The following is a 21,588-nucleotide window of genomic DNA, read 5'->3' as shown; positions in this document are numbered from 1 at the left end:
GGGGCGGGCACTGCCCAATGTCTGGTTGAAACAGGTAGCGGCGTTGCCGGTACTGGACCCCGTCACAGAACCACACCCGAAAAAGGATATTCCAGTGAAGCCCACAACAGCAGCGACGGAAGCAACGACACAGGCCATTGAGCGCTACCTGGCGGACAACCCCGGCAATGAGCCACTGAACGCCCTTGGCATGACGGCGGACGGTCGGATTGTGCGGCTGGCAGAGCAGGAGGAGGGCCAGCGGCCAGAAATGCGCCGGGTGTTTGAACACCAGCTTGGGTCCCTGATGCCCCAGATAGACGAGACGAACCGGGACCGGATTAACCAGAACATGCTAAGCACTGATGTACAAACCCTGAGGGATTATCAGGAGAGGATCTGGTGGGACTGGCAGATCCGAAACCGGCTATCCGTCTTGAAGACTCAGTATGCCGATCAATTTGCCGCCATGAATGAGCTGACCAATACGACGTTTGATCCTTTGGGAGGGATCGAGACCAGTGGTAGCGGGGTGCTTGAGAATGATATCCCGTGGATTTTGGACTTTAGCAATGTAATTACCCGGACGCACTGGAAATTCATACATAATTTCAAATTAGGCAATGCGGTCGCCAATTCTTTTTTCATGAGTAACGTGATTGTTCACCAGTTTGAAGAGACTTTTCACCGCAATGACTGGCCATTGAATCTGCCGACAATCATAGAACGGTGCAGGATCAAAAATGATCAAACCATCGATGTCTTGCGCCAGCACAAATGGAATTACCGCACCAACGCCTTCCGACAAGCCTTTCTGGAAACCACTGTGAACGGCAAGAGCACAGAAAGAGTGGCGCAGGACCTGGGGCTAACTATTGGCTGCCTGGACGTTTTTTATAACTCCGAGCCAGTTGAGAGGATTGATGAAGAGTTTACCATCCCACAGGCCTCAGGAAAGTTTAATGTGCAAGTCCATGTCAGCCCGGACCCGGCGGTGTACGGCTCACCATGAAGTGGGTGAACCATGTACTGATCGCCGGGTCGGTCACGGCTGTCTATGACCTGCGGCTGGTGCCGCCGACCATTATCGGGGCCCCTGCGCCAGACTGGATGGAGTGGTTGCTAAAGTTTGTTGGCAGGCCGGTAAAGCACCGGACGGTGACCCACTATCTAAGCGTGTGGAGCCTGGCCTGGATTGCGGCCCTGTTCCTGTTGCTGGAGGTGTGCCCCATATACTGGCGGATGGCATGACAGTTTCCGGTGTGCCGTTGTCGCCTTATTCTGACCGCCGCTGCCATTTGCTCGGCAGCCGATTCCGGGACCGGGGAGCCGGTGGAATACGGGATCAGCGCCTGTGTGGTGTTTGTGTGCATTGGTTTGATGAACCTGATGCCCAGTGGTAGCTGGGTGCCGTTTTTTTATGACTGGGCGGGGTATTATGAGAGTGGCGTGATTGATGGGTATGAGTGGCGGATGAACCGTTTCAGGATTTTTTGAAAGGGATGACAACAATGAAGCCTATACACGGAAATGGGAGCCACCGGTCGGCAAGTTCTGAGCTGCAAGCACAGAAACCCCTGAAAAGGCCAAGCATGGTCAACGGGCTGTGCAAACCCGGCCATTTGCAAACTGGCTGACAAGAGTATGGGCGTATTTCTTCACGGACAAAGACGTACAGGACAGACAGGCAAAAACACCCAGCGAGCCACTGGTCTATCACCATTTCCGGCAAGTTGATTGTGGTGCAAACGGACTGGTTGATCTGGCTTACCGAATAGAGCGGACAGCCTCCTGGGAGGCTGACCGAGAATAGACTGCCCTACTGCGGTGGCAGCAAATTGGTCTAAAAAGTCGGAAATTTTTAGCAAATAGAACCACTATTCACTAAAAATTTCCGACTTTTTATCCTCAATTTTCTGCCATCCTCGCTACGGGCGCTATTCTCGGTCAGCCTCCCGGGGAAAGCGTGTTGAATCAGGAAACCTGTTTGGTGACGAGCAGGAATACCCTTCCTTCAGGGAGGGGAGGATGTCAACAAACCTGGCAGGATGCATCACCTAAACGGGTGGAGATATAAGCGTCAAGCGTTAATGAAGCAGATCCTCAGAGAAACGCTATTTTCTGTTGAGGAAAAGCTACGCAGGGCTTTTAATAGAGGTACTATGCAGAACAGTGGCTGTATTCACCGTAAAGGATCCTTATTGGCACTTTTTACGTATAACCACTTATGTATAAGAAATTTAAAGAACTATGGCACATCTTCGGCTTGTTGAAACCTCTATGGAATTCAAACCTGATCGGGTAGCGCAAAAGCAGGACTTCAGGCACGTTCTTGTTGATCTGGCGAAAAGTCGCGATAAACAGCTGTTTATGCAGATTTACGACTATTTCGCCCCGCGGCTGAAAAGCTTTCTGGTCAGGAAAGGGGCTAATGAAGAACTGGCTGAAGAGCTGGTTCAGGAAACCCTGTTATCGGTATGGCGCAAGACTTCCAGCTATGATCCGGCAAAAGCAACAGCGTCCACATGGATTTTTCGTATCGCCAGAAATCTATGGATCGATCGGCTTCGTAAAGAGAAGCCTGACATGCTCTCCCCGCTGAACAGTTATCCCGAGGCAGGTTACACACCCAGCATGGCGGCCTGTGATTCAGGGCGATTAAAAGATGCCCTGGGTGCCCTGCCTCAGCAACAGGCTCAATTGGTTTATAAAGTGTATTACGAAGGAAAATCCCATCGAGAAATCGCCGAAGATATGGACATGCCCATTGGCAGTGTCAAGTCTGGCCTCAGGCTCGCATTTGATAAATTACGGGTTCGCATTGGAGGTGGGTCATGAACTGCAATCACCACCCCGATGACAGCACCCTGCTCAGCTACGGTGCCTGCAGCCTGCCGGACGCACTGTCCATGGTCGTTGCCTGTCATCTGGCAGTTTGTGACCACTGTCATGACAAGGTTGCGGACGCTGAGCTGATCGGCCTTGGGCTGATGGAGCAGGAACCGTTGAAATCCATATCCAAAAGCTCCCGGGATTCGATGCTGGCCATGTTGGACGAACCGGTCGACGAGGCATATTTCGAGACCCGCCCAATACCAGACGATCAAACTGACGGCGATATTCCGGCTCCTCTGCGCCCGATGATTGGCCAATGGTTCAGTGATCTCCACTGGCGTACCATGGCTCCGGGCATGAAGCAGTTTATTCTGCCAGCCTCCCAGGGCAAACTGCGACTGCTGAAAATTTCCCCGGGCACCTTCATGCCGTCCCACGGCCATAGTGGCTCTGAACTCACCCTGGTCCTTAAGGGTTCCTATAGCGATGAACTGGGGCGCTTCTCTGTGGGCGATGTGGCGGATGTTGACCCGGATATCACCCATCAGCCGGTTGCCGATACCCATGAAGGCTGTATCTGTCTTATTGCAACGGATGGCCCTCTCCGCTTCAAAGGTCTGGTTCCCCGGCTGTTGCAGCCCTTTTTTCAGCTATAAAAGCTGCAAGTCAGGTCTTTAGCAAGATTTTTTGCTATTGACCTGAACTTTTATCTCGTCGAACCTGTCAAAAAGTCATTAGTGTAATTCCAGAGAGATTGTTTCATGACGCTTACTGCCCTCGTCGTAGTTGCTCTAGCTTCACTGCTGTCGTTTGCAATGGCGTGGTTCGTCTGCCGACAGACCCAGCACAGCCTTCGGTTGCAAATGGAACGGGAGGTGGATGCCCAGCATCTGCAGATTGCCCAGCTGACAGAGCAGAAAGCCGATCTGCAGGACGAGCTGACGGAACAGGGCGTGGTTATGCAGGAACAGCTGGACGCTGGCAAAGCCCTTCTGCATCAGGAGACGTCACGTCTCAACGAGCTGGCCCATCAGCATCAGGTGAAGGTCGGGCGGCTGGAGGCCATGCTGATTTCAGAGCGCAAGCGTGAAGCAGAAAAAAACAGGGATCTTCAGGATCGGGTGAAAGAGCTGGCTGCTGAGCGCTCTGGCCGGAGCCAGGCTGAACAGCGGGTAAAGGAGCTGGAAACCCGCCTTGAAGAACAACAGGCGCAGAACCAGAAAGCCCTGATGCAGCTTCAGGAAAACAAGGAAGCCCTCAAGCAGGAGTTCAAGCATCTGGCCCACGAAATCTTTGAAGCCAGGGGAAAAGTGCTCTCTGATCAGCACCATGAGCAGCTGCATTCACTGCTGGCACCGTTCAGGGAGCAGCTGGGTGAATTCCGTAACAAGGTTGAAGAGGCTCACCGTGAAGACAGTGCCAGCCGGGCGGCTTTGAAACAGCAGCTGGAAACCATGCATCAACTCAATCGCAAGATGACCGACGATGCCGAGAACCTGGCAAAGGCACTCAAGGGTGACAAGAAACTCCAGGGCAACTGGGGTGAAATGCAGGTTGAGACCATTCTTGACAGCAGTGGCCTGATCAAAGGGCAGGAATACCAGCGGGAACCCAACTTCAGGGATGAAGATGGCCAGAACAAGCGGCCTGACTTTATTGTCCACCTGCCTGAAGGCAAACATCTGATTATCGACTCCAAGGTGTCGTTGGTGGACTACATGGCGTATGTCAACGCTGAGACCGATGCTGACCGTGATGCTGCCATGGCCCGCCATATCCAGAGCATCCGCAACCATATCAACAGCCTGAACCAGAAAGACTATCCGAGCCTGCCGGAAATAAAGGCCCCTGATTTTGTCTTTATGTTCATGCCGGTAGAGCCGGCATTTATTTCGGCCTTCCAGTATGACCAGAAATTGTTTAATGATGCCTTTGAGAAACGCATCGTGGTTGTCACACCCACTACCCTGCTGGCCACCCTGCGCACTGTTGCCAATCTGTGGACCATTGAGCGGCAAAATGCCAACACCCGCAAGCTGGCTGATAAAGGCCGCCAGGTGTACGACAAACTTCGTGTTTTTGTTGAGAAGATGGAGAAGCTGGATATCCAGCTCGGCAATGCCCGCACCACTTACGACGATGCCATGGGCACACTGAAGCACGGTCGTGGAAACCTGATTGCCCAGGCGGATCAGTTTCTGGCACTGGGGGTTCGGGTCAAGAAGGAATTGCCTGCCAAGACTCTGGAGACAGCCGACCTGGAACCACTGGAAGCAGAAGAGTTATTAGCACTTGAGGCGGAGGCACAGCCAGCTGTTGCGCCGGTTGATGAAATGACTGCCCATCAGGAGGCCGTGCCCTCTGCACAAGAGTCTGTACCTGAGACCGCAGGGGCCTCGGCTTTTGCCGACACCACTGAACAGCCGAACGAACCAGCAGAAGCCGTTGATGAAAAACCGTTATCCCGGCCAGTTGTGGATAACCTGTCTGCAACTGAGTCCGAAAGTTATCCACAATCTGAAACTGATGTAGCTGCTGACCGGACTACAGAACAGCCTGTTGCCCATCTTCATAACCATCACTCCACTGATCTTGCTTCTCTGGAGGCAAGGCCTAGCCCGGAATTTGCCCAGGCTTCTGACAACTTGTATCAGACTGATCTTTCCGCAGAAGACTGTACCGTCCCGGGCGAAGGTGAACTCCCGACTACGCCGGACTTTTCTGTGCTGGAGTCCAAACTTTCGGAACTGGGCATTGATATGCCTTCACCCGAAGGGGAGCTGCCTTCTCTTGAAGCAGAACTGGCAAGGCTGGAACAAGAGCATCCCGAATATTCCTGGCCAGGCTATGAGCAGCAGTTCCGGTCAGAAGATCCCCCCTCAAAGTGACGCCTTTTAAATTGCGTATGTCTCCGACACACATGAGATGTCATTAAGCGGGTAGCCTGTTGGACTATCAAAATTTCTGCATTGGTGTTCTCAGCGATTGGCTGCAAATAGAGGAAAGTAAATTGTTCAAAAAGCGTACAAGGAAAAGCGCTCCTGTGCGCTTTTTGATGCTGTTAAAAGATAACAGCTTCGTAGAGTTCTGCAATATCAGTACCTCGGCACATCATGGTTTTGGGTAGGCATGGAATTATCTTGCTATTTAAATGTCTTTCCACGTATGGGTTTATGAATTAGTTGGGGAAGACAGCAGTGAATACTTCAATCACCAAACAATCCGTTTTTCACCGTTTACAGGAAGCAACTAACACTCCTCATACAGCGCAAAGTCAATCATCATCATGGGGGGGCTATGGTATGACTTCCGTGGAGTCAGCAAGAGGCTGGCTTCTAATGGCTCCACTTATGGTCAGAGATAAAAGTCATTTTCAAAAAATTATGGCTTCAGAAAAAAATGTAATTTATCTTACCGGCAATAAAGTAAGTCCAGACGATAAACACTACATTGAGCCGGTGGATAAGCTACCTGAGTACATACTTAATGACACCATTTTAGATTATTACTTTGGGTGTAAAGCGGGTAATACTGTTAGTGATATTATTACTGAATACAGGGAAACAAGCGGCTACGATGTATTCTTGGGGAAAGTTGACATCCCGTGTGTTTATGAATTTGTATTACCACAACGTCGATATTTTCATTTTGTGCCATCATTCCCTCGTCTGGAGTCAGAGTTGACAAAAGGGCATATAGAATATTATGCATCTTTTACAAATGATGATTTTTTGTGGGAGACTAATACGTGGAATGCCTTTACAAACGAGGGTAATTACTTAATTTCACTTATGCTTCCCAATTATGAGGTTAGCTCTAAAAAACAATTCTCATATACGCTAACAGAACTAATGTTTTTACCGCCAGATCCGGACAAGTTTTTCCCCGGAGGCTCCATATATAGAGAATCTGCAGACAGGTTCCACTCATATCAAACAAAGGAAACTTCAGGCTTTGCATGCTCTGGAGATAAGCTTTAGCGTGAAGCTGAAAATTATTGACAGAGTCTGAAAGAGATAAATCATGCCTTCCAGCAATAAAAATGTACTGATTACCGGATGTTCCAGTGGCATTGCCCGGGAACTGGCTCTGGAGTTTTAGCAAAGAAGCTATCGTTAATATTGGCAGTATCTCCGGTGTTCTGTTTACCCCGTTTTCGGGCAGTTACTGCGCCTTCAAAGCTGCCTTCAATGCACTGTCTGATGTGCTGAGAATGGAATTGAAGCAGTTTGGTGTGCGGGTAGTGACGGTTCAGCCCGGAGCCGTCCAGTCACAGTTGGTTCGGGAATAGTGTATTCAGAATAAACCGGTAGCGGCTAGCCATGGGGCGATACCGCTTATGAGTCAGGTAAATGGTTTCATACACGGGCGTGCTCATATTCAGGATGCTGATCGCCTGTTGCTGGTGAAAAGCCTTCACCATGGACTCTGGCAAAACGGTAAAGCCATTACCGGCTGCCACCGGCTCAAGAATCAGGTTGATCTGGTTAACCGCCCCATTTACCGGAAACTCAGAAAGATGCCGGAATTGAGCATAGTTTGATCTGAGCACCGAGGAAATATGATGGCTGGCATCGGGATGCATAATGACACCCAGCTGGCATAGTTCACGATAGTCGGCATTACGAAAACGAGCGGGTACTACGAGCAGCAATTGCTCCCGGTCGATAGGGCAGGTGACCAGTTCCGGCTCATCGGTCTGATGGGTAATCAGGCCAAGGTCAATGGTATTGTTCATCAGTTCTGACACGATCCTGTGGTTTGGAGCCACCTCATACTGCATCATCAGTTGTGGATATTGCTGCTGCAGGGCACATAACTGAGGGTAAAGCCTCATGGCCAGCGCTCCCGGACTACTGAGCCGACATGTCCCTTCATAAGGGTTGTCCTCTTTCAGGGACTCTTTCAACTGTTCTTCACTGACGACCAGTTTCTGGGCAAAACGAAGCACCTTTTCTCCTTCCGGTGTCAGCTCAAAGCCTTTTTCATTGCGGTTAATCAACGTGGCCTGGTAATACGATTCCAGTTTGCGGATATGCTGACTGACACCCGGCTGCGTCATGTGCAGCAAGTCGGCGGTGCGAGTGAAATGCTTCTGCTCAACCAGGGTAATAAAGGTCTTTAGCCAGAGGGGATTTACCATAACGGAAGATTATCAACAGGATCAAAAAAGATAATTTTTTGTTGCCAGAATAAGCTTATAAACTGATGTCATTGCTGTTGAGGTAGAAGACAATGACAGACCGAGTATACCCACGAACCTTTTCTCATATCGGTATTTCTGTTCCGGATTTGGACAAGGCCGTCAAGTTTTACACCGAAGTGCTGGGCTGGTACCTGATTATGGAACCCACCACGATTGTAGAAGACGATAGTGCAATTGGTGAAATGTGCACCGATGTGTTTGGTGCAGGATGGCAGTACTTCCGCATTGCTCACTTATCCACAGGTGATAAGATCGGTGTTGAAATCTTCGAGTTTAAAAATCAGGAAAACCCTGAAAATAACTTCGAATACTGGAAAACCGGTATTTTCCACTTCTGCGTGCAGGATCCGGATGTCGAAGGCCTGGCAGAAAAGATTGTGGCCGCAGGAGGAAAGCGGCGTATGGCAAAACCACGGTTCTACTACCCCGGTGAAAAACCATACCGCATGATCTACATGGAAGACCCGTTTGGTAACATCCTGGAGATCTACAGCCACAGCTATGAGTTGACCTACTCAGCGGGTGCCTACAACTGAGCCGGAAAGGGATACCAGGCCTGCAAGCCATAAGATGCAGTGTTTACCAAGATGCTCCAGCGGCACAGGCCGGTGGGGCTGGCTCTGTAGTTTCAGCAAAGAGGCTATCGTGTCCGGGCAAAATGTCTGGTCTTAATCGCTTTCGGTAATTTTTTTGTTGGTAGGTATATATTCTTTTTGCCTTTGAGAGGAAGGTGATATAAAGTACGCCACCTGTTCGGGGCGATAAACGTTTTGAGCAAATGGTGAGGTGTCCGAGTGGCTGAAGGAGCACGCCTGGAAAGTGTGTGTACGTTAATCGCGTACCGAGGGTTCGAATCCCTCCCTCACCGCCATATACCTTTCTCTACCTCCTTGATTTTCTCTCCTTTTATTCTATAAGCTTGTTTCAGGTTTCAGTTCTGTACGATAAGTGTTTTCACAAAACCTGATGATCTGAAATCACTGATTTGAAACTTGAGTTTAAAGTTAACTTTTCTCTGCACACTCCGAGAATTCCACATTGCATTGGTTTAGTTAATGAAGGCAGGAACAGCGCAAGATCATAGCGAACCTGGCCAATGACATGATCACGAGTTTCTGTGAGTCCTGAACTGCGACCAGAGGGTGGCAGTCTCTAAACCAAAAATTTCAGCAGACGCCTACTGCACCGATGAATTTAGCGTGAACTCACTGCATAACCGCCAATTTCAACAGTAACATATTAATATTTGTCTATATTATTCTTGGTGGTGTTTCTGATTGAATCGCACAGTTCTTTTTCTCCGAAATATTGCTGGAGCAAATGATGGGCAAAGACTTTTATACACATGCGGTGTCTGTTTTCCTGGGATTTTTTGCAATTATGAATCCAATAGCAAATACAGCAGCTTTTGATGGTTTGGTAGGAAACAGTGACAGTAGTGAGAGATTTAGAATTGCAGCAAAATCTCTCACAATAACTTTCGGTATAGTGTTACTTTTTTCCGTTTTAGGTAAAGGTATTTTTCATGTTTTCGGAATTACACTTCCAGCATTAAGAATTTCGGGAGGCGTTCTTGTTTTTCTTGTTGGTTACCACATGCTTAATGGTAACGCTTCAAGTTTACAGTCCAGTCATAAAAGTAATCTCGAAAATATTGCAGTTTCACCTTTAGCAGTACCTTTACTTGCAGGGCCGGGAACCATTGCAACAGCTATGAATTATTCTGCATCTGGTGAGTTAACCAGAATTTTGATGACTATTTCTATTTTTGCTCTTTTGTGTCTGATAACTTTCTTTTGCTTTATATTTAGCTCTAAGATAATGGCACTGATTGGAAAAGGTGGGCTTGATATTGTTACGCGATTAATGGGATTAATTTTGACAGTCATTGGTGTTCAAATGTTGATAGTGGGTGTTTTGGAAACTGTAAGTCATCTGACGTAATGTCTAAATTACAGAGTTTTTGGCAGTATCTATATTGCCAAAGGTTGAAAATGAATTACTAAACTTCGTTAGCCAGACGCATTGTAGTGCTAACGAAGCTTAGACCTACAAAGCCGTTTAAAGAAAACATAGCACTGATAGGGACTGACGGCTATTTCAACAACTATCTTATCACTGGCTTGTGAACTAGAAATAAATTCCAACGGACGTTTGTGGTGTCTCTGAAATTGGTATTAACTGTTTACAAAAATCTCTCGCAAATATGCAATATGCTGAGCTTCTAAACGTTTCAACGGACTTTCATTATCTCTATGATTTAGAACTGCATCTTCGTATGAATCAACTCCTGTAAACAATTTGGTTACTTCATACAAATTGAGTGAAAATGATTTTCTCCATAATTGAGATTTTAGAATGCTGCTGTTTTCCGATATTGCATAATCAGGATTTAAAGTGTCAAATTCACATGACTCTTCATAATTCTCAAGGTATGTTAATCCATCAACAAGCCTGAATTGAGGTAATGATCTTAATGTACAGCTGTTAGTTAGAGTATGTTTAATTGGTACTTCTTCGTAAACTTCATTAACCCACTGACTGGATTTTATAGATGTAGAGTGAGGAATCTGTGGATCAAATATTCTTAAGCCATCTTCTGTTTTACCCATAATAAAAACATGATGATTATAACTTTTTTTAAAGTAAGTGATAATTCCATTGCCTCCGTGAGTTGCAATTACTACCACTACCTTTTTGGTTAATTCATCAGGTAGTTTCTGTAGGGTCTTAAGAATATTACTGTTACATTCATGGAGATATTTTGGTTTCTTGAATTCTACAATAGCATGATCAATTCTTGATGTTTCTTGATTTGTTAAAAAGTCCAGTGAATATTTAGAGGGTGAATGTTTAGCTGTAATTTCCGATGATTCATATTTTTCACACTGCATGGTGCTGGAGGAGGTAGTCTGTAATGACTGCATATGAGAAGTTCCAGGAGTTGAAAAAGTTTTACTTTATGGCGAGTAGACAAGTCATAACGAAATTAGTTCCAGATGGTTAGCTACTTAACCATCCAAAACAGGAAAAACTGTCTTTAAAAATGATGATGAAGTAAAGCCAGAAAGATCATGGTCAAATAAGAAATGTTGAACCTTTTCGAATTGAAGTGGTCTAACCGTACTGCCGATAAAATCCACAGAGTGTGAGGTTTGTACTATGCAGCCGACGTATAATGGTAATATTGATTCAGTCATCCTGACAATCCTTGGATAAACAGTGTGATCTTCGAGGTTTTGCACAGATATCATCATTAAGAAATTAAGAAATTAAGAAAATAGTAAAACGGGATGTTAGTAAACTCAAGTTAAGTGATCTTGTTCTCTATGAGGTAATGGTATGATTCCATCTTCTGTGAACGATCTATCATACAGGAGTTGGTATTTTGATAAAAGTAACCCTATACACAAGGGAGATATTGGAAAATTAAGTAAACGCTCTTTTCGGGTGATGAAAAGAGTATCTCCTTATCCACTGAAACTTACATACATACCTATTTCTGATAAAGTGCGAAGACCACTCACCTTAAGTCTGGAAGTTGGCAAAAGTTCAGCAACGCAGGCGCTTGTTAAAGTACTTTCGGCCGATCAGGTTGACTGGGGTAGAGCATTAAAACTATTGCGAAGAGGAGGTGATCCTTTTGCCTATAGAGGGAGTGCTTTCAGGCCCAATGTGTTATTTAAGGTTATTGTTGATATTACCAATACTCCAAAAATTGAAGCAAAAAAGAATTTAAATTCAAAAGAGCGGGAAGGGTTCATTGCATTGCTTCTGAAAAGAGAAGGAATTGAATCTACATTGCTGGAATTAGATGCAACACCTTTTGTAAATACACCATTTACTGCGGCAATTGCAGCCAGAGATAAAAGTTTATCGAGAGCTATATTCAATTATCTGAAAGAAACACACCATGAATTATTGATTACGCCAAATCAAAAAAAAATGTCAGGACAGTTTGGAAAAAATACACCCCTGGTATTAGCTATTAAAACAAACAATGAAGATCTGGCTTTGGATTTATTGCCTTTTTATACCAATGAGTTACTGCGCCAGCGTATAACATGGGCAAATAGCAATGCTCTTGAACTGGCTCATTTAGCAAGATTCAACCGTCTGCTTCCCATCATGGTGGCAACAGCTCAAGGTCTTACAATGGATGAAGCTACTCATTTTCAATCATTGTATGATGGATGTCCGCGCGGGAATAATATATGGCATGATTTATATGAATCAGATATGTTCCTCAATGACGAAGGACATTTTATTGAAGATAGAGAAAGAGTTTCAAATCCTGTCCTCTACCATACTTCACAATATATTCGTAAGTCTGTTCTACTTGACTGGTGAGGTAGTTGTGAAAAGTTTACTTTTCTATTACATTTTCTATCTGCTTCTCACAGTCACTTCTCACCTTGTTTGCCGCGTATAGTTGTATCATCAGAGTCTATTCAACCATGCCAACGTCTGGTACAGTAGCGTCAAGTGCTGCCCTGGAATATTGATCGTGAGCATTAATTTTTAGATGTTTGACTTTTGATTGTTAAATGATATGAAATCTCTCGATGGGAAAAAACAGTTTTTCCACAATTTTACTTGCCATTGCTCTCATCTTCTTCGGGCTGTCTATAAGTAGTGAGTTGGAGAAGTATTCACATGTCTCTCGATGAAATTAAGAGCAAAATGCACAATAGTGAAATATATTTTTCAGATGATCAAGCCCTTGTTGATGAGCAAACACAATGTCTGGAAATTCTTTATGATTATAATCATACCCGACCTTCTGAAAGCAAAAAGAGAGAGCAAATTCCTGCAAATGTTGTTGCGGTGGGAAATCCTTGCCGGGTATTGCGAGAAATCGGTCAAAAAGATAAAGAATTTTATTACAAAGACTTAAGGTTTGGTTCAGAAGTCGGGCAGTAAAAATCCGAAGAACTGTTTCAACAGTCTTTAGGCCGACAGTTTCCTGGTCATGCAAACCATGAGGAAAAGTGCATAACACCTGTTGGGTATTTGATCGGGATGCCTTCGGCGTCCCGTAACCCAAGTGTTATGTTTTTACCCAACTCATTAAATATCTTAATTCAATAATGAAAGCAGTCATACTCACTACAATATCCCTCTTGGCTTTTGCCGGAAATTCCATTCTTTGCAGAATGGCTTTGGGTGAACAAGAAATAGATGCTGCAAGTTTTACTTCTATTCGTCTCTTGTCCGGTATTATTTCTCTGGTTTTACTCTATAAATTACTAAACCCTGGCGACAAAAAAATTGCAAAAGGTAGCTGGTATGCTTCCGTCATGTTGTTTATTTATGCCGTTACCTTCTCCTATGCATACATTATTTTAGATACCGGAATTGGAGCACTAATCCTGTTTACCTCGGTGCAAATCACCATGATTCTGGCCAATTTTATTTCAGGAGTAAAAGTTCGCTTCATTGAATGGATTGGTATCACTACCGCTTTTTCAGGCTTCATGTATTTGGTAGCACCAACCTTGTCCACACCTTCCCTGAATGGTTTTATTCTGATGGCAGTCTCTGGCATTGCATGGGGGATGTACACGTTAGCGGGTAAAGAATCCACCAATCCGTTGAGTGATACAATGTGTAACTTTATTAGAACCTTGCCTTTCCTTATCACACTGACAGTTCTTACTATTGAATCCTCACACCTTTCCCTGAAAGGAATTTTTCTTGCGGTTTTGGCAGGCGCTCTGACTTCAGGCATTGGTTATACCCTGTGGTACATAGCATTAGGCAGACTTTCAGCAGTACAGGCTGCTGTTGTGCAACTTCTGGTGCCTGTAATGGCAGCAGCAGGCGGCACATTACTCATTGATGAGGCTGTATCCATGCGATTGGTTCTATCCTCAATTATTATACTTGGTGGGATATTCACGGTGATATCAGGGAAACAATATGCTGAAAACCTCGGCAAACAAAAAGATAACACAAACGAGCATCTCCGGAGTCAAGAGTAAAAACGATAGTATTGGACATTCATCGAATAACCCCCAAATCAGGCGTGATCTGCCAGAAAGTGAGAACCTCTTTCCCATTGTGATATATCCTGGTTTGTAAAGAGCGGCTGCAGGAGCTGAACTCAAAATCTCTGATCTGTCCTTCTGGCCGCCATCGTTTTTTTTCCTGCCAGGTTCCGTCGCTGCTCAACCCAAGAAGCAACAGGCTGCCGTCGTCGGTTCGTGCGGCGAGCAGGCAGCCTTGCCGGTTAAAGCGCGCCTCCAGAATAGACAGTTTAATACGTTGCCTCCACCATTGGCCGCTATCAGTGTACTGATATATATCCGTACTCTCTGACTCACCTCCGCACACCAGCGCATTGCCCCGGGGGCTGGCCTTCAGGAGGGTGCTGGAATGCAGTGTGTGTGCCCACTCCCACTGTCCTGAGTCCCGGCGGTGCCAGATACTGGCCCTTAGTTCATTGTCGTCTATGCTCAGCGACGATGCTGCCATCATAAAAAACAGCAGCCGTGAGTTCATGGAAAACTTCATGTCTGGCAGGTCCCGCAGCACTTGCCCGGCTCCCTCAATATAAGCCTGATCCTCCATCACCGGCGAACAGCTGTCGTCATCCAGGCTCCAGATGTCGAAGCCATTGATAGTGGCAACAACCAGCAGTCTGCCATCAGGGCTAAAATCAACGCTGAGCAAAAAGCAGTGGCGTGGGTCACTGTGTGTTTTGGTAATGGTCACCTTGTGTGACCAGCGTTGGTTATGATCAAGCCCGGCAACTTTGACATAAAACTCTTTTTCTGTACCCGGAATCGCCTCATCGTATATCCCGAGGTCATCGGACCATGCAGCAAAATGGCGGCTATCCGGGCTGAATGCCATATCAAACTCCATATTGTCAAACAGTCGTTCATTGTCCGATGCTGCCCGACCGGCTGCAGCAGCATCGCTGCTCAGCCCAAAGTCAATTTTGCTGCTACACGACCATAACTCATCATCACCCCGGGTTATGAAAGAAACCTCAGCACCGTCGAACAGGGCAAGATATTGGCTATCAGGACTAAAACGAATTTCATGGTTATCACCCCAGCTTAAAGGATTATTATGCCGCCACCTGCCATCGGTCCCGCAACAGAGGATGGCCCCTCCCGATTCACGGTCAATGCACACCAGCGACTTGCCATCGTCGGATACTATCATTTCATTTATACGCCGGTGTACCAGGCTGTGATAGATATCGGCCGCTGTCATTTGCTGAGCCTCGGTCCAGATACCGGAATCACTGCGCCTGACAACGGACAGTAAGTGTTCATGAGCGCTACCCTCGGGGTCGGGCATAGATGGCTCACCGGACAGCCGGCGAGAGGGGAGAAATAGAATATTTCCCCCGGGCTGGTTGTGCATGTTTATCCCTGTCGTGTAATCCATCGAACACTCCCGATGCCAGCTGCCACTGTTGTCCGGAGCCCATATATGCATGGTTTTGGTCCGGCTGTCTTCATTGATCAGACAGTTGTGGTTGGTATTCAGGAAAAAAGCCGACACAATCGGCAGGAACTCCATACGCCCTGAAGCTTTCAGAGTGACTGATGGTGCATGAATCACCTGCTGACAGAAATGGTTGGTGTAATAGGCACAAAGGGCTTCTGGTCTGCACTGGACAGGGTAGCAGGGACTGAAAACGGTGGGTACCGTCCTGAGGTGATGCAGCAGTTGCTGATTACCGGTGGCCATCCCCTGATAAAAATGCTGTTCTGCCTTTGGCAGGGATAAAAAATACTGGTAGTACTTGTGGAGCTGGCTTACCGACATGCCACATTTATCATGCAAAATGGTACGTACCCTGCGGGACAACAACTCCAGGTTGGCCAGATCTTGAATCGATAGATAACTTAACAGGTTAGCCAGTGAATCACCCGACAATGCACCAATAAACCGGCCAAAGCCACTGGCCGAAAACTCAATGGGACTTTGTACATCCTGATGGACATCGCTGGTTTTGAGGTGTTTGACGATGCAATACATAGACAGACCTTCCGGCGACAACAGGAAGGTTCAGGATAGTAGAGTCTGCTGAGAATTAAACCGAAAAGAGCGCCTGGAGCGATTAAGGAGGAATCTCCTTTTATTGGTACTTCTCTGGAACTGTACCTTCGGAAGTAGAGGTGGTAGTCAACTGACGTTTCCCGGATTGCGTTGCAATCCTCATCTTCAAGATCAACATATTGATCTTTGGGGAAACCTGACAGGACATTTGCCTGCCAGGAATCGTCGGGTTTTATATGGCCAAGGTGCTTGTTCAGGTATATCAGGGCTTAACAGCACTGGATAAATGGTTATCTCAGAAATGTTCAGTATAGGGGCGCAGATCCATTTCCAGTGTCCAGGTACTACGGTGCTGCTGATGAAGATGCCAATAGGCCCGGGCAATTTCATCAACCTGCAACATACGGTCAGTGCCTCTGTTACCTTTGAGCATCGGTAGTAATTCGACTGTTCGATCGCCATCAATAATGCCATCCACGATGATTGATGCGACATGAATGCCCTTGGGACCAAATTCACGGGCAAGGCTTTGTGCCAGCATTCGCAGGCCCGCTTTCGCCGACGCGAAAGGAGCAAAGTTTGCCTTTCCTCTCAGTGAGCCGCTGGCTCCGGTAAAAAATAAGCTTCCTCCACCATGTTCCAGCATCCTGGGCAAGGCGGCCTGTGCCAGATAAAAGGCAGAGAGCGTATGCACTTGCCAGTGCTCGATAAAACGCTCAGCCGGTGTCTCAAGAAACGGAGAGGGTGTGTTCTCTCCCGCGTTTTGCACGGCGATTTGCAGTGGAGCCAGCTTTTCGGCCTCGGAAATAAAACGTGCTACATCTTCCGGTTTGGTAGCGTCGCCTACGGCGCAGGCAACCTGCAAACCTTCCTGGCTAAGTTGCTCTATGGTTGTTTGCAGCTTTGCTTCTGTTCTACCAGCAATGAGAACCGGGTGGCCTTCTTTGGCAAAACGGCGGGCGATGGCTGCTCCCAGCCCTTTGTAAGCACCAACACCCAGGATCAGTGCGCTACCCTTGGAAATCTGGTTGGTCATGGATGTGCCTTCTGTACAGAGTCTGTCGTTCGTTTGTTAGGCCGCTTTCAGGCAATATTGTAACGTGGGGCCGGTTTGGCATTCGCCAACTTAAGCGACAGATTTCGGCGGTCGGCTTCCCAGCGATCCCAGGCTTCACCTTCGTGCAAACCGGGGATGGTGACTAACTCGCCGCTGTCCAGGCCAGCCAGAGCAGCGTCTACTGCATCTTCTGCTGACATGGTAATGGCTGACTCTTTTTGTGCTGAATAACCTGCCACATCCCAGAACTCGGTGGCGGTTGCACCGGGAAGTACCGACTGGATTCGTACGCCTTTAGCCGCCAGATCATTTTGCAGCGAATGACCAAAGGCAATCACGTAGGCTTTGGAAGCGCTATAAACGCCGTTCAGGATCTCTGCTGCGATACCAACAACTGAGGCAATATTGATAATGGTGCCAGTGCCGCGCTCAGCAAAAGCTGGAGCCGCCGTGTAACTCAGGCGTGTTAAAGCGGTAATGTTCAGTCCGATCATCGCCTCCATCTTGTCGATATCGGCATTCAGGGCAGAGGCGACTGAGCCTACGCCAGCATTGTTGATCAACATTGTGATGCTGCTATCGTCACGAAGTACCGCTTCTACCCTGGCAAGGTCACTGGCATTGTTCAGATCTGCAGGCAACACGGTAACCTTTCTGCCAGTTTCTCCACGGATAGTTTCTGCTACCCCCTGCAACCGCTGCTCATTGCGCGCCACAAGAATCAAGTCATAACCGCGCTTGGCAAGGCGGTCGGCATAAATAGCACCAATACCTGTTGATGCACCGGTTACTAACGCTGTTCCCAATGTACTCATAACTTATCACCTGTGTTTATTTGATTTGTTAGACAATGTAAGTATATCCTGATCTGGAGTGTCTTAAATGTCATATATGCGTCAATTTAAGACGTATTGGGGAGCGATATGCGACGTATCAGTTTTTTACTTTATCCGGGCTACTCTGTCATGGCCCTGGCCGCCACGTCGGTTTTTGAGACTGCCAACCAGGTCAAAAGAGCGATGCTATACGACGTCGAGTTTATTTCTCTCAATGGCGGCCCGGTAAACACATCATCTGGTATGAACGTGCATAGTGGCAGCCTGCACCAACACGGGGGCAACACTCTCATCGTGGGAGGCGGTGAGCATCCGCATCCCACACCCAGCCAATTAATAGAATTTATCCGGGATGCACCTGAACGCTATCGCCGTATCGTAGCGATTTGTACGGGGACTTTTTTATTGGCAGAAGCCGGGCTGCTTAATGGTCGTCAGGTTACCACGCACTGGCACAGTGCCGCTGAGCTGGGCCGACAATATCCTCAGATCAAGGTTGATGCAGACAAAATATTCGTTAAAGACGGGGCGTTTTGGACGTCGGCCGGAATGACGGCAGGTATCGATTTGTCGTTACAACTGCTGGAAGATGATCATGGCGTTGAACTGGCAAAAAATGTCGCTCGTAAACTCGTGGTTTACCATCGTCGCACAGGCGGCCAATCGCAATATTCTAACTTGCTGGAAATGTCCCCCGAATCGGATCGCATGCAGAAAGTGATCTCCTATATCCGTGAAAATTTGCCCAAAGATCTTAATGTAGAAATGTTAGCCGCTGTTGCTCACCTGAGCCCACGGCAGTTCAGTCGCAGTTTTTACCAGGAAACCGGCCAAACACCGGCTAAAGCTGTACAAAGCATCCGTGTTGAAACCGCACGCTCAATACTCGAACAAAGCCAGCATTCCGTAGAAGAGGTGGCAAGACAAACCGGCTTTAGTGATCGTAATCATATGAGAAGAGCTTTTTTACGCACCTTTGGACTGCCACCACAAGCCTTGCGAAGCCAAAAGCCGTGACATCCGTTGTTAAACAATTGGAGTGTATCGCAGCAGTTGACCTTGATTGATGCTATTCGGAGCAGGAAAACAACATTATTGATGTGGGTAAAGAATTGCCGATGATGACGCGGTTTACCTCACTGGGCCGTCATTGTTGACTGTTATCGTATCTGACTAACCTGTTAGTGATTTATGGCAAGACAAATTGTTAACTGGTAATCCAATTCCTAATAAAGCTCATGGAGGTAGCGTATTATGGATGCTGTAAGTGTTCCTGACAGTCTTGATCAAACAATAAACCCTATCCCTTCCACTCGTGAGGCAACGGTCAGAGCTGTAAAATGCTTTGGTCGAATTGTATGCAAGATGGCCATCGTCGTTCCTTATGTTTTGTATCACGCTTTTAGCTTAGGCACTGAACACATATTTGGTGCCGGTGGCGCTGTTGTCGGTGCCGTAAGAGGTGGCACTGTCAAGCTGGCCAGAGCGGCAGGAGCAAAGCTTGGCCTGTGCGAGAGGTCAACAAAGCCTCTAAAGGAATACATCATCAAAGACTTCCATCGGGGTGCTAATGTTGGCTGGCTTCCCGGTCAAATCATTGGAGCAGCTGTGGTGGCGTCCAATTTACTGCTGCTTGCGCACCCCATCACACTTGGTGTTTGTGCCGCTGTTTTTGGCACATACGCCATTGCAGAAGGTGTCATTGCCTACAAGGAAATCAAAGCCACTGGACACTCGGATACGGAAGAATTTTCCAAAAATTTATTGAAAGGTACCCGTCAACAGGTCAGAAATTTTCATGATTTCCTTTATGGTGAACTGGATGAGGGCAGTACTTTCAACCCTAACGATATAATTCCCTAAAAATTAGTCGTTTAATGAACGCAGTTGATTCCCTGCGCGAATGCAGTTAATTCCGGCAGCAGGGACAATAATAAAATTAATGGAGGTAACATAAAATGGATTCTGTAACCGTCCCTGTCAGTCCTGATGCAACAACAACACCGATACCTTCAACCGGAGAGGCATCGTTCAGGGCTGCAAAATGCTTTGGTCGAACTGTATGCAAGATGTTCGTAGCTGTTCCTTATCTTGTGTTTCAAGCCTTTAGCTTAGGCACTGAAGCCTTGTTTGGTGCCGGTGGTGGTGCTGTCGGTGCCGTTAGAGGTGGTACTGTCAAGCTGGTCAAAGCAGCAGGAGCAAAGCTGGGCCTGTGCGAGAAATCAACAAAGCCCCTGATGGAATACATCATCAAAGATTTCTACCGGGGTACTAATGTTGGTATGCTTCCTGGTCAAATCGTTGGAGCGGCTGCGGTGGTGGTCGCTATGCCTCTGCTTGTGCATCCTGCCACACTGGGTGTTTGTGGCGTTATTTTTGGAGCATTCGGCATTGCAGATGGAGTCGTTGCCTACCGGGAAATCAAATCCTCTGGACACTCAGAAACGGAAGATAATACCAAAAATTTCTTGAAAACTATCCGCCAACAGAACAGAGATTTTCATGATTTCCTTTATGGTGATAAAAAGGAGGACACTACTTACAAACCGAGCAATTTATTCCCTAAAAAATAGTCGTTTAATGAGTGCGATTGATTCCCTGCGCGAATGCAGTTAATTCCTGCAGCAGGGACAATAATAAAATTAATGGAGGTAGTATAAAATGGATTCTGTAACCGTTCCTGTCAGTCCTAATGCAACAACAACACCCATCCCTTCAACTGGAGAGGCATCGGTAAGAGCGGCAAAATGCTTTGGTCGAGTTGTATGCAAGTTGTTTATAGCTGTTCCCTACGTTTTATTTGAGTCCTTAAGCATAAGTACTGAGGTCATATTTGGTGTCGGTGGTGCTGCTGTCGGTGCCGTAAGAGGTGGCTCTGTCAAGCTGGCCAGAGCGGCAGGAGCAAAGCTGGGCCTGTGCGAGAAGTCAACAAAGCCCCTGAAGGAATACGTCATCAAAGATTTCCACCGGGGTGCTAATCTTGGCTGGCTTCCTGGTCAAATCGTTGGTGCGGCTGGGGTCGTGGCCTCTTTGCCGGTGCTTGTAAACCCAACCATGCTGATTGCTGAGGGTATTAATTTTGGAATTTACGGCCTGGTAACCACTGGATTTGCCTACGATGAAATAAAACGAGATGGGCATTCATGTGCTGAAGATCATTCCAAAACTATGTTGAGCGATCTTCGCCATCAGTTTAGAGAGTTGCATGATTTCCTCTATGGTGACAAACAGCCTTGACAGTCTGCTCAGGGCTGCTGAGTTTTTCTCTAAATTGCTTTGCCGAGGTCAGCTTTTCTGCCAGTGAGTTGAACGATTGTTGTTGACTCCGGCAGGAATTTCAGTATGATTCGCCCTCGTTGACGCAGCGCGCTCGTAGCTCAGCTGGATAGAGTACCTGGCTACGAACCAGGCGGTCGGAGGTTCGAATCCTCCCGAGCGCGCCATATCAGAAAAGCCCATCTTGATGATGGGCTTTTTTTTGCCCGCAAAACAGTGGCTGTTAAACTTCTGTCGTGTTGTTACGCAAGGGGCTGTCAGGAGGCTGGCTCTGCCACTGACAAAAAACAGGTTTGTGACAAATTGGTTAATCCCTACAGAAGATTTGCGTATGACTTACTCCGGTAAGCAGTGACGTTGACGATGTAGTTAAACCC

21 protein-coding genes and 2 tRNA genes are annotated in these 21,588 nt (G+C 47.1%); 18 read left to right on the top strand and 5 right to left on the bottom strand.

Features of this window, described 5'->3' with window-relative positions; genetic code table 11:
* The first annotated feature begins 25 nt into the window (after positions 1-25).
* The 7 genes from J7438_RS15630 (at position 26) to J7438_RS15600 (ending at position 7,105) form a co-directional block, all read left to right on the top strand.
* Positions 26-991: a hypothetical protein gene (locus J7438_RS15630; RefSeq protein WP_209277278.1), complete on the top strand. Its 966-nt coding sequence runs from the start codon at positions 26-28 to the stop codon at positions 989-991.
* Between the two features lie 103 nt (positions 992-1,094).
* The gene (locus J7438_RS27795; protein ID WP_286196619.1) at positions 1,095-1,382 is read left to right on the top strand and encodes a metal-dependent hydrolase; all 288 of its coding nucleotides are present in this window, start codon (positions 1,095-1,097) and stop codon (positions 1,380-1,382) included.
* A gap of 877 nt (positions 1,383-2,259) precedes the next feature.
* Positions 2,260-2,817 (top strand): sigma-70 family RNA polymerase sigma factor, encoded by a 558-nt coding sequence (locus J7438_RS15620; RefSeq protein WP_209203712.1) that lies wholly within the window; start codon positions 2,260-2,262, stop codon positions 2,815-2,817.
* Complete coding sequence (locus J7438_RS15615) at positions 2,814-3,470, top strand: ChrR family anti-sigma-E factor (protein WP_209277277.1); 657 nt, start codon at positions 2,814-2,816, stop codon at positions 3,468-3,470. The genes J7438_RS15620 and J7438_RS15615 overlap by 4 nt, the downstream gene beginning before the upstream one ends.
* 105 nt (positions 3,471-3,575) lie before the next feature.
* Positions 3,576-5,702: a DNA recombination protein RmuC gene (locus tag J7438_RS15610; RefSeq protein WP_209277276.1), complete on the top strand. Its 2,127-nt coding sequence runs from the start codon at positions 3,576-3,578 to the stop codon at positions 5,700-5,702.
* 309 nt (positions 5,703-6,011) lie between these two features.
* On the top strand, positions 6,012-6,794 hold the full coding sequence (locus tag J7438_RS15605) for a hypothetical protein (RefSeq protein WP_209277275.1): 783 nt from the start codon (positions 6,012-6,014) through the stop codon (positions 6,792-6,794).
* 86 nt (positions 6,795-6,880) lie between these two features.
* Positions 6,881-7,105, top strand: coding sequence for an SDR family NAD(P)-dependent oxidoreductase (locus J7438_RS15600; protein ID WP_209277274.1), 225 nt, complete (start codon positions 6,881-6,883; stop codon positions 7,103-7,105).
* Here the strand turns inward: J7438_RS15600 and J7438_RS15595 are convergent.
* Positions 7,085-7,957, bottom strand: coding sequence for a LysR family transcriptional regulator (locus J7438_RS15595; protein WP_209277273.1), 873 nt, complete (start codon positions 7,955-7,957; stop codon positions 7,085-7,087). The two genes, J7438_RS15600 and J7438_RS15595, sit on opposite strands and share 21 nt — an antisense overlap.
* Positions 7,958-8,049: 92 nt before the next feature.
* Between J7438_RS15595 and J7438_RS15590 the strand changes: the two genes are divergently transcribed.
* The 3 genes from J7438_RS15590 (at position 8,050) to J7438_RS15580 (ending at position 9,964) form a co-directional block, all read left to right on the top strand.
* Positions 8,050-8,556, top strand: a complete 507-nt coding sequence (locus tag J7438_RS15590; protein WP_209277272.1) for a lactoylglutathione lyase family protein — start codon at positions 8,050-8,052, stop codon at positions 8,554-8,556.
* Between the two features lie 244 nt (positions 8,557-8,800).
* Positions 8,801-8,891, top strand: a tRNA-Ser gene (locus J7438_RS15585).
* Between the two features lie 449 nt (positions 8,892-9,340).
* A complete protein-coding gene (locus J7438_RS15580) occupies positions 9,341-9,964 on the top strand; it encodes a MarC family protein (RefSeq protein WP_286196618.1) in 624 nt (207 codons plus the stop codon).
* Between the two features lie 233 nt (positions 9,965-10,197).
* Here J7438_RS15580 and J7438_RS15575 read toward each other — a convergent pair whose 3' ends face one another.
* Positions 10,198-10,947, bottom strand: a complete 750-nt coding sequence (locus tag J7438_RS15575) for a hypothetical protein (protein ID WP_209277271.1) — start codon at positions 10,945-10,947, stop codon at positions 10,198-10,200.
* 415 nt (positions 10,948-11,362) lie between these two features.
* On the opposite strand from J7438_RS15575, the gene J7438_RS15570 reads away from it, so the two are divergent.
* From J7438_RS15570 to J7438_RS15560, 3 genes are all read left to right on the top strand, one after another.
* Positions 11,363-12,370, top strand: coding sequence for a hypothetical protein (locus J7438_RS15570; protein WP_209277270.1), 1,008 nt, complete (start codon positions 11,363-11,365; stop codon positions 12,368-12,370).
* Between the two features lie 306 nt (positions 12,371-12,676).
* Complete coding sequence (locus J7438_RS15565) at positions 12,677-12,943, top strand: maltose acetyltransferase domain-containing protein (protein ID WP_209200715.1); 267 nt, start codon at positions 12,677-12,679, stop codon at positions 12,941-12,943.
* 167 nt (positions 12,944-13,110) lie between these two features.
* Positions 13,111-14,004: a DMT family transporter gene (locus J7438_RS15560; protein WP_209277269.1), complete on the top strand. Its 894-nt coding sequence runs from the start codon at positions 13,111-13,113 to the stop codon at positions 14,002-14,004.
* A 19-nt stretch (positions 14,005-14,023) separates the two neighbouring features.
* On the opposite strand, the gene J7438_RS15555 is transcribed toward J7438_RS15560, so the two are convergent.
* The 3 genes from J7438_RS15555 to J7438_RS15545 all read right to left on the bottom strand — a co-directional run bounded on the left by J7438_RS15555 (position 14,024) and on the right by J7438_RS15545 (position 17,914).
* Positions 14,024-16,042 carry an F-box/WD repeat-containing protein gene (locus J7438_RS15555; RefSeq protein ID WP_209277268.1) on the bottom strand — a complete coding sequence of 673 codons (2,019 nt, stop codon included), beginning with the start codon at positions 16,040-16,042 and terminating at the stop codon, positions 14,024-14,026.
* Between the two features lie 295 nt (positions 16,043-16,337).
* Positions 16,338-17,078 (bottom strand): SDR family NAD(P)-dependent oxidoreductase, encoded by a 741-nt coding sequence (locus J7438_RS15550; RefSeq protein ID WP_209277267.1) that lies wholly within the window; start codon positions 17,076-17,078, stop codon positions 16,338-16,340.
* Positions 17,079-17,125: 47 nt separating this feature from the next.
* The gene (locus J7438_RS15545) at positions 17,126-17,914 is read right to left on the bottom strand and encodes an SDR family NAD(P)-dependent oxidoreductase (RefSeq protein ID WP_209277266.1); all 789 of its coding nucleotides are present in this window, start codon (positions 17,912-17,914) and stop codon (positions 17,126-17,128) included.
* A 108-nt stretch (positions 17,915-18,022) separates the two neighbouring features.
* Here J7438_RS15545 and J7438_RS15540 point away from each other — a divergent pair, with 108 nt between their 5' ends.
* The 5 genes from J7438_RS15540 to J7438_RS15520 all read left to right on the top strand — a co-directional run bounded on the left by J7438_RS15540 (position 18,023) and on the right by J7438_RS15520 (position 21,378).
* Positions 18,023-18,952, top strand: a complete 930-nt coding sequence (locus tag J7438_RS15540) for a GlxA family transcriptional regulator (RefSeq protein ID WP_209277265.1) — start codon at positions 18,023-18,025, stop codon at positions 18,950-18,952.
* Between the two features lie 237 nt (positions 18,953-19,189).
* Positions 19,190-19,798 (top strand): hypothetical protein, encoded by a 609-nt coding sequence (locus tag J7438_RS15535; protein WP_209277264.1) that lies wholly within the window; start codon positions 19,190-19,192, stop codon positions 19,796-19,798.
* A 95-nt stretch (positions 19,799-19,893) separates the two neighbouring features.
* The gene (locus J7438_RS15530) at positions 19,894-20,508 is read left to right on the top strand and encodes a hypothetical protein (RefSeq protein ID WP_209277263.1); all 615 of its coding nucleotides are present in this window, start codon (positions 19,894-19,896) and stop codon (positions 20,506-20,508) included.
* A gap of 88 nt (positions 20,509-20,596) precedes the next feature.
* Complete coding sequence (locus J7438_RS15525; protein WP_209200722.1) at positions 20,597-21,172, top strand: hypothetical protein; 576 nt, start codon at positions 20,597-20,599, stop codon at positions 21,170-21,172.
* A gap of 129 nt (positions 21,173-21,301) precedes the next feature.
* Positions 21,302-21,378: transfer RNA gene (locus J7438_RS15520), tRNA-Arg, on the top strand.
* Positions 21,379-21,588 lie beyond the last annotated feature (210 nt).

It is taken from the genome of Thalassotalea sp. G20_0, from assembly GCF_017744175.1.
Classification (GTDB): Bacteria; Pseudomonadota; Gammaproteobacteria; order Pseudomonadales; family Endozoicomonadaceae; genus Endozoicomonas.
Note: the sequence above shows the minus strand (reverse complement) of the source record. Positions and strands in the feature narration are given on the sequence as shown.